The 8,236-nt window shown below is 69.3% G+C and carries 8 protein-coding genes and 1 CRISPR repeat array; of the genes, 2 read left to right on the forward strand and 6 right to left on the reverse strand.

Features of this window, described 5'->3' with window-relative positions:
- The first annotated feature begins 108 nt into the window (after nt 1–108).
- A CRISPR array of direct repeats spans nt 109–1,418; the repeat unit is 29 nt; unit sequence CTGCTCCCCGCACCCGCGGGGATGGTCCC.
- 607 nt (nt 1,419–2,025) lie between these two features.
- From ABTY98_RS39975 to ABTY98_RS39985, 3 genes are all read right to left on the reverse strand, one after another.
- Complete coding sequence (locus ABTY98_RS39975; protein WP_352226079.1) at nt 2,026–2,343, reverse strand: ANTAR domain-containing protein; 318 nt, start codon at nt 2,341–2,343, stop codon at nt 2,026–2,028.
- A 248-nt stretch (nt 2,344–2,591) separates the two neighbouring features.
- Nucleotides 2,592–3,530 (reverse strand): non-homologous end joining protein Ku, encoded by a 939-nt coding sequence (ku, locus tag ABTY98_RS39980; protein ID WP_352226080.1) that lies wholly within the window; start codon nt 3,528–3,530, stop codon nt 2,592–2,594.
- A gap of 67 nt (nt 3,531–3,597) precedes the next feature.
- Nucleotides 3,598–3,972 (reverse strand): STAS domain-containing protein, encoded by a 375-nt coding sequence (locus tag ABTY98_RS39985; RefSeq protein WP_352226081.1) that lies wholly within the window; start codon nt 3,970–3,972, stop codon nt 3,598–3,600.
- 1,024 nt (nt 3,973–4,996) lie between these two features.
- On the opposite strand from ABTY98_RS39985, the gene ABTY98_RS39990 reads away from it, so the two are divergent.
- Entirely contained in the window at nt 4,997–5,260 is a 264-nt protein-coding gene (locus ABTY98_RS39990; RefSeq protein ID WP_352226082.1) for a hypothetical protein, read from the forward strand.
- 77 nt (nt 5,261–5,337) lie between these two features.
- Nucleotides 5,338–6,129, forward strand: a complete 792-nt coding sequence (locus ABTY98_RS39995; protein ID WP_352226083.1) for a Crp/Fnr family transcriptional regulator — start codon at nt 5,338–5,340, stop codon at nt 6,127–6,129.
- 557 nt (nt 6,130–6,686) lie between these two features.
- Here the strand turns inward: ABTY98_RS39995 and ABTY98_RS42435 are convergent.
- From ABTY98_RS42435 to ABTY98_RS40005, 3 genes are all read right to left on the reverse strand, one after another.
- Nucleotides 6,687–6,821, reverse strand: coding sequence for a DUF8825 domain-containing protein (locus tag ABTY98_RS42435; RefSeq protein WP_502994474.1), 135 nt, complete (start codon nt 6,819–6,821; stop codon nt 6,687–6,689).
- 114 nt (nt 6,822–6,935) lie between these two features.
- Nucleotides 6,936–7,544: an alkaline shock response membrane anchor protein AmaP gene (locus tag ABTY98_RS40000; RefSeq protein ID WP_352226084.1), complete on the reverse strand. Its 609-nt coding sequence runs from the start codon at nt 7,542–7,544 to the stop codon at nt 6,936–6,938.
- A 30-nt stretch (nt 7,545–7,574) separates the two neighbouring features.
- Nucleotides 7,575–8,236 (reverse strand): DUF6286 domain-containing protein (locus ABTY98_RS40005; protein ID WP_502994475.1); only part of this gene is annotated, 662 nt, incomplete at its 5' end.

Raw genomic sequence — 8,236 nt, forward strand, 5'->3', positions numbered from 1 at the left:
CACCGCAGGCCGGACGGCCATCCACCTGGATTTCTGGTGGCCATCAGCCGGGACTCAACTGTCCGCACACCTGGACTTTGCCACGGCCGCCCACAGTCCGGTGGTGAACTGCTCCCCGCACCCGCGGGGATGGTCCCGAGTGTTTTAACTAAATGGGCCTTGCGCGCTTCTGCTCCCCGCACCCGCGGGGATGGTCCTCGCTGATGCTCACCATGACGGGGAACGGAAGGCTGCTCCCCGCACCCGCGGGGATGGTCCCACCTCGCTGAGCACCGCGGCGCCTTCGTCGCTCTGCTCCCCGCACCCGCGGGGATGGTCCCTCCCAGATACGGGCGCTCTCCGTGTTCTGGGGCTGCTCCCCGCACCCGCGGGGATGGACCCAACGATGGCGTTACGGGCCCTGAGCGCGTTTTCTGCTCCCCGCACCCGCGGGGATGGCCCCTACGCCGCCCCAACGGGGCCAAGGGCGTCCGGCTGCTCCCTGCACCCGCGGGGATGGTCCCGGGAGGGCAACGCAGTGACCGGCTTCAACAGCCTGCTCCCCGCACCCGCGGGGATGGTCCCCAGGACACCTACACCGGATCCGCCGACGTCGGCTGCTCCCCGCACCCGCGGGGATGGTCCCGCGCCGCTGACGATCGAGCTGCACGAGGAGCCCTGCTCCCCGCACCCGCGGGGGATGGTCCCACCTCGACCCCCCGATGTCTCGGGAGGCCGGGCTGCTCCCCGCACCCGCGGGGATGGTCCCTCGCTGACGGATCAGCTGCAGGAGGAGCGCAACTGCTCCCCGCACCCGCGGGGATGGTCCCCCTCCTCGGCGCCCTCTTCAACCGGGCAGCCACTGCTCCCCGCACCCGCGGGGATGGTCCCGGCTTCGGCCTGGACGGGCGCGGCTGGTTCCACTGCTCCCCGCACCCGCGGGGATGGTCCCTCTTCCACCGTGACCGTGGCGGACTTGGTGGGCTGCTCCCCGCACCCGCGGGGATGGTCCCACGAAGATGAGGTTCCGGAGCAGGCTGCCCATCTGCTCCCCGCACCCGCGGGGATGGTCCCCCTTTCAAGCTGCCCGGCTGGGAGGCCGGAAACTGCTCCCCGCACCCGCGGGAATGGTCCCTGCCGCTACCGGAAGGCTCTTTGGCTTGCACGCTGCTCCCCGCACCCGCGGGGATGGTCCCCCCAACCGCACGGACGGGCCGGGCGGAAACTTCTGCTCCCCGCACCCGCGGGGATGGTCCCGTTCTCAGCGTGCGTATCTGGGTGAGGAGTTGCTGCTCCCCGCACCCGCGGGGATGGTCTCGCAATCAGACTTTCGGCCCGAAGTCTCGGCGTCGCTCCCCGCACCCGCGGGGACGGTCCCGGAGTGACCGCGAGGACAGGGGCGAACACCTCCTGCTCCCCGCACCCGCGGGGATGGTCCCTGTGCGCATGCCGTCGGCTCCGCGCGAGCGGAGGTGTCCCGGTGCGATCGGCACGGCCTGGCACGCGGTTGTCACTGTGTCCCGACTCCGCCGAACTCGGGCGCAGCCGCGTTCGATGCCTCCAGGCTGTCCGCTGGCGCAAGTCCAGGTAGCAGCGCAGCCGTACGCATATTTCAGTGACCCTCGCATGCAAGACGCATGTATGCGATGAACATGACGAATTGACCAGTTGTCAGTCACCGATTCCGCACCAGCGGCAGACACGGCGATCCACCCCGCCAGGCAGCGCCGCCGGCGGCCGGCGGACCGGTCCGCGAAAGTGCGTAACAGCCGCCGTAGGCCGAACGGGTGACGCAACTGTGAGCCAGCGGGGGCGACAACGCATGACTGTGGCCCGCACCGTGAGAACCGGCACGAGCCACAGTCGGGTGAAGCGGCGCGGAGGACGCCATGGGCACATCACGTTCCGGACGCCCTCCGCAGGCGGAGCGTACGCCGCTCTCGGTGGCCTCCTGGCCGGTCACGGATCGGCGCGCCAGTGTCCGGGAGCCTTTGTGTACCGCTTGGAATGCTGGACCAGGGGTACGCGGGGTGGGAGCGGCGCGGTTCACGGGGAGCGTACGTCGGTCAGGGCTTGTTCCAGCGCTTTGTGGAGGGCATCGGGCAGTGGCCCGCCGGCCGGCCAGTTCACGATCAGCGCGGCGGCTTTCCGGAGCTTGGTGTTGGTGTGCTGGGAGACCATCCGCAGTACCTCGAACCCCTGCTCGGGGGAGAATTTGCCCAGGGAGATGACCACGCCGATGGCCTGGTCGATGACGGCGTGCGAGGCGATCGCTTCTTGGAGCTGGTCGATCTCCTGCTTCAGCTGAACCAACTGCCTGGCGACGTCCGCCTGCCGGACCAAACCCGGCATGTCGCTGGGCACGGGACGCCCGTTTCCCGAGTACTCCATCGTGATCACAACTCCGGGGTTCTTCCCTGCCCGGGCAGCCATCACCGCCGAGCAAATACATGCAGGACGACAAGCATTTACCCCTAAAATCGCAGGTCATCAAGCCGCGCCTTGGCAGCGCTGGTGGCCCTGACCACTGCGCCTGAGGGCCGTGTCGGGTCACGCTCCGGGCAGGGGCGCGCAGCAGCGGCGAAAGTGGCAAGCGGGCCTGGCGCGTACGGCTACGCGCTGCGGCGGGGTTTGCGGGCTGCGGTCTTCTTCGCCGTCCCCTTCTTGGAGGCCGTCTCCTTCGCCGCCGCGGTCTTCTTCGCCGTGGTCTTCGCGGTCTTCTTCTTCGCGGGCATCTCGTGGCCCTGCGCCTCGGTGCCGGTGTCGCCGCGCGAGGCCTTCGCCTTATCCACGGACTCCTGCAGGGCCGCCATCAGATCGAGGACCTTGCCCGCCGGCTTCTCCGGCTCCGGCGCCTGGGGCAGCTCGCGGTCCTCCCGCTTCGCGTCGATCACCTGCTCCAGCGCCTCCGTGTAGCGGTCGACGAAGTCCGGGCCCTCCAGGCGATCGGTGGTCATCCGCTCGATCAGCATCATGGCTTCGTCGACTTCCGCGTCCGACACAGACGCCGTCGGCGGGTTCACCCCGGCCGGGTCCCGGACTTCGTCCGGCCACCGCATCGCATGCAGCACGATCACGTTCTCCCGCACCCGCAGCAGTCCAAGGCGTTCCCGGCCGCTCCACGCGAACTTGGTCACCGCGACCCGTGAGGAACGCTCCAGCGCCTGGCGCAGCAGCTCGTACGGCTTCACCTCCACCTGCCCGTCGGGCTGGAGGTAGTAGCCCTCGCCGATACGGAGGGCGTCGATGGACTCCCACGGCACGAACCCGTGGATCTCCAAGGCCTTCGCCGCCGGCAGCGGCAGATTGCGCAGTTCGTCATTGGTTAGGGGAATGACCTGCGCCGTGGTCAGCTCGCAGCCCTTGCCGATTTCGTCCGAGCGGACTTCGCGGCCTTCGACCTCGCAGAACTTCCGCACCCGTACCCGGCCCATGTCCTCTACGTGGTACTGGTGGAACCGCACCGAATGGTCCTCGGTCGCACTCACCACGTGAACCGGCACCGTGACCAGGCCGAAGCTGATCGCACCGGACCAGATACTCCGCGGCATCGCAGACCTCCGTGACAGGCCCCGAGCCCCCTCAGCCTACGGACTCCCCCACGGCCCGGCATGCCCGTCACCCGGCGACCGCATCCTCCACCGTCGCCCGGACATCCAGAACCCGGTCCGCGCCGGTCAGCTCCAGAACCCGCAGAAGCTGGCGCGCCGGCCTGGCCACACGCAGGCGGTGGCCGCGGTGGAAATTCAGCAGCACGTTCAACACGGTGGAATCGGCAAAGGTCACCTCGGCCGCGTCCACGACGACCGTCGGGTGGGTGGCGGCCGCGTCCTGCAGAGCCGACGCCAGGAGTGGAGCGGAGTCGAGGTCGAAGGCACCGTGGACGACCACCACCCACGCACCCTCCTGCTCGTACTCGGTCAGGTGCGGCAGCGACGCCGCATGCGCCATGGTCGGATCCGGCGGCCTGTCCTCGCCGCTCGCGGAACTCATGCCGGTGAGTATGTCGTGAAGATCGCGCCCGCGCGAGAGTGCGGCGCCAGGCCGGAGCCCGGAACATCCGACGTGAGGGCAGCGGGCACGGGGGCTGTCGAACCACCCACTCGGACCCGCCGAGATCGTTTCGGAGGAGGTGGCAGATAGTGCACCAGATAGCGCGTCAGATGACGCGACAGATGGTGTACCCGAACTGGGAGGGGAGTTGAGTCGTCGAGTTCGGTGATCCCAGCTCGCGCACGAGATGGCGCACGAGTTGGTACACCCGGACGAGCGCGGGCTCACCGGGCGGGCTCCAGGGCCCGGCCCTGATGACGGAGCTCCGCCCGGCCTGCCGGCACCTGGCTGCCCAGTGAGCATCCCGACTTGATCCTCGCACCGCTTCTACGGGGGCCTCCCGGAAAAAAGTGGCATCAGTCACCCCTTTTCCGGACCCCGGATTGTCAGACCCTGCCGGTATCCTCCCCCGCCCCGGGAGGCCGGGCGGGCTCCTTCGGAAGGCGCACCTCCCTTGAAACGACTTGTGGCGGCACTGACGGTGCCGCCACTCAGGAGTGGACGGCCAGTGCCGTCCTTTGTGTACTCGCAGGTCAGAGTGCTTGATGGGGGTCGGGGGCTCCCTGGGAACCACCCCAGGGAGAAGCCCCGACAAGCTGCCGCCGGACCGGCCAGGGCACAACGTCAGCTTCAGTGAATGTAACGGTGCAGCCCGTAGATCCATTCCATAAAGATGGGGAGTGTTGCTCCCTACCCGGGAGTAATGCCAAAACTTTAGGGATTCGCACAGAAAGCACTTCGCACTTGCGCTGCGCTTGCGCACCTTCGCCCGAGGGTGACATTTCCGTGACCACCACGCAGTGCTATATCCTGCTCGATCAAGAGACGCGCCGCTTTTCGTCGACCTAACCAGTCTGCCCGAGACGCCCTCTTATCCCGGCCCTACACCGCCGGACCGGCCACCACAAATAAAGATCCACAACGTCACAGAAGGTGGGATATGAATTCCCCTACCGCTGCAGTCATGATCGTCGGCATCTTCGGCCTGACGATCGTGCTCGTCGTCAAGTACCTGTCCTCCGCACCGGCGCGCATCACCGCCGTGCTGGGCGCGGCGGCGGTCCTCTTCGGCGTCATCCCGCACATCGTCACCCCGATGTTCGTCCCCTCCACGGTGCCGGCACCGGCCGCGACCGTGACAGTGGTCCCGGGCCACGCCAGCACGGACACCGGGCTACCCCTCCCCTCGCCTTCGTCGCCAGCGTTCTCCTCTTCGAGGGTCTCCTGATGGGCGCGGGCCCGCGGGAGCAGCTTCCCGGAGTTCGCCGGCCGCCGCCGCGCCTGCCGCGGCGGCTGGACGACGGCATGCCGACCATGGTGCTCGGCAACTCGGTCTACACCGTGGACGAGGAGACCGGCCTGGTCGGCCACGGGCTCTCGGGCTCCCGGGCCGTGAGGGCCCAGATCGACCTGAACCCGTTCCTCGCCGAGCTCGGTCCCCAGTTGCGGCATGCGATCGCCGGCATGATGACGACCCGTTACAGCATCCGGGACGTGCAGCTGCGCGGGTCAACCGGAGCGGCGGTGCACATAGTCCTGTCGGGCTGCGTGTACGAGGAATCGGCATACGGGGAGGACACGACGGTGCGCATCCACGGCACAGGTGCGGTCCTCGGTGTCGCCGAGGTCTTCGACGACACCCTGCTGCCGCCCACAACACGCTGCCTCAACAACACGCTCACCCTCACGATGCCATTGTTGCGGATGCGCGCCCTCGCCGAGACCAACGGGCCCGCAGCCGTGGCTCTCGGCAAGGTCCTCGCGGAGCAGGTGGTCATGGGCGAGCGGGTCTACAACCGCCACGCCCTTCACCCGGAGATCCGGCTCGCCGGGCTCTTCGTGCACCTCCTGGACACGTGCGCAGTTCCGTCCTCGGAGTATGGGCGGATGGTCGAAGGCCCCTCCCAGACCGACCTCGCCGCAGCTCTGTCGGTCAGCAGAGCGACGATCGAGAACGCCCTCAGGGCGCTGCGCAAGGAGGGCCTGGTGACCACCGGCTACCGGCAGTACCGGTTCCCGGACGAACGCGCTCTCGCCACCTTCGGGAAGGTGAGGTTCCCCTCGCCCACCGTCACCGGGGTCGCGGAAGCCCAATAGCCAGAAACCGTCCCAGAAAAATCCGCTTCCGGAGCGCATCTCTCCGGAAGCGGATTTTTTTATGTCGGCCCTCTTTCCAAAACAGACCGACTCGATCGATAATTTCCTCGACGTCGAGATAAGCGGCCACTCAAGCAGATTTAACAGCGTCAAATATACCGCCGTTTCTCTTTTGTGAAATTAGTGGATATATAAACCGTTTTGACGCGGCGTGATCTCCGTCACACGAAAGCCGGTCGGTCGCTTCCCTACCCCAGGAGCGACCGCCTCTCCGTCTATTCGTCCTTTCGGGTCTATGAGGCCAAGCCGTCGAGTGCCCCGGACTGCGCCCGGCATCCGCCCTCAGTCCGGCGGCATAACGCTGCTGCGGTCGGGAGCGAAGCGGCGCAGATCCGGTTACCTCGCGCAGCGACAACGGGAGCTGGCACCGGCAGCCCGGACTCTCAGCGGATCGAGGGGCAGCTGCACCAGGTGCGGCCGTCACGGACCTAGCGCGCCGCGCGCCTCGGTCGCACGGATCTCCTCTTCCCACTCCGCCAGATGCTCCGGGCGCGGCCTCATCGGACGCGCTCCAGCGCGCGGCCCCGACGGCGGAGCTCCGCCCGCGCAGCCGGGACCGCTACGGCCGCCGTGGTCCAGTACGGATGCCAGCACAGCCGGACCGACAGGACGTACAGACGCCAGCGCAGCACCGTCGTACGGGACGGGACGGGACGGGCCGGGCCGGGCCGGGCGCGACGAGCGCGTCGTAGGTGCGATACCAGTCCGCTTGCAGTGCCACCAGGCCGTTGGGAGGTCAACGCGGTTCACTCCGCGCGGTGTGGTTTGTGGCGGGCGACCTGCAGGCGGACCTCGGTGGGTATGTCAGGGCGGCCGGTGGACCGGCGAGCGGTGCTGAGCGGGCCCTCGCAGAGGGCACCGAGAGCGGCGCCCGGTGCGGCCTGCGGGGTGAGGGTGAGCTTGACGCGGGTGCGGGGGTGGGCGGGCCGGCCGGTGATGCGTACGGCCGCATGCTCGACCCCCGGCAGGGCGCCGGCTTCGCTCGCGATCGCGTTGCTGAGTGCGCGGTCGCGCAGTTCGACGCCCTCCTGCGGTGGTGTGCCGCCGACGGGCAATGCTCCGGGGCGGCGACGGCTGAGCTGGGCGAGCAGCCACCACAGGGCGAGCGTGGCGGCGAGGACGAGGGCGGCGATGACCGCGGGCCACCACCACCAGCCCTGGCTGCTCCAGCGGGCCCGGTCGGCGGAGCCGAGCAGGACGTCGTCCGGGGTGATCAGGGGCCAGCCCGTGGGCGGGATCAGGTCGTGTCGCCGGTAGAGGTCGAGCCCTGCGAAGAGCACCAGCAGTCCGCCGCCTAGCAGGACCAGTCCGGCCAGGGCCAGCAGACTGCGGTTGAGGGCGGCTCGCTGTGTCATGGTGCGGGCTCCGGTGCTGGGGGTTTTCGGTCAGTCGGTGCGTGGGCGCACCCGTACGACGATGCGGGCAGGACGGGCGAGGGCCAGCCGGTCGCGTTCCTCGTCGAGGACGGTGGTGAGGTCGTCCTTCACCTGCCGGGGGTCACGGAAGCGGACGTCCGCGTGCGCTTTGATGCGGTGACGCCCCACTCGGATTCGCGCCGCGCCGACTCCGGGAACCCGCATCGCGGCGTCACGCAGCACGCCGGCGGCGCCGTCGCGGTCCAGGCAGGCCCGCAGCCGCGGGCAGTCGGCGGGGGAGCGCTGGGGCAGCCAGTGGCGTAGACCGGGGGTGAGGGCCAGGATGATCAGCCAGACGCCGACGGCGGCGGCCACGGCAGCTCCCGTCAGCATCCACACGTCGTCCACGGTGCGCGTGGCCAGTTCGTCGGCCAGGTGCCGTCGCCAGGCCGCCGCCGGGCGTCCCGCCCGTACGGCGATGACGTCGACCAGCGCCGCGACCGCAGCCACGAGGATCGCCGAGGCGACCAGCGCCGCCGGAATACGCCGCGCGGACCACGGCCGGTGGGACCGGCGCCCTGCATCGCGCGCACCGGACGTGAGGTCCGGGCCGGACACGTCGCGGTCGGGTGGTTCGGGCTCCTTCGTCAGCGGCACCGTGGCACGGGAAGCGGACGGCGCGGAGTCGCGGC

Origin of the sequence: Streptomyces sp. NPDC096040 (genome assembly GCF_040303265.1) — a bacterium.
Taxonomy (GTDB): Bacteria; Actinomycetota; Actinomycetes; order Streptomycetales; family Streptomycetaceae; genus Streptomyces.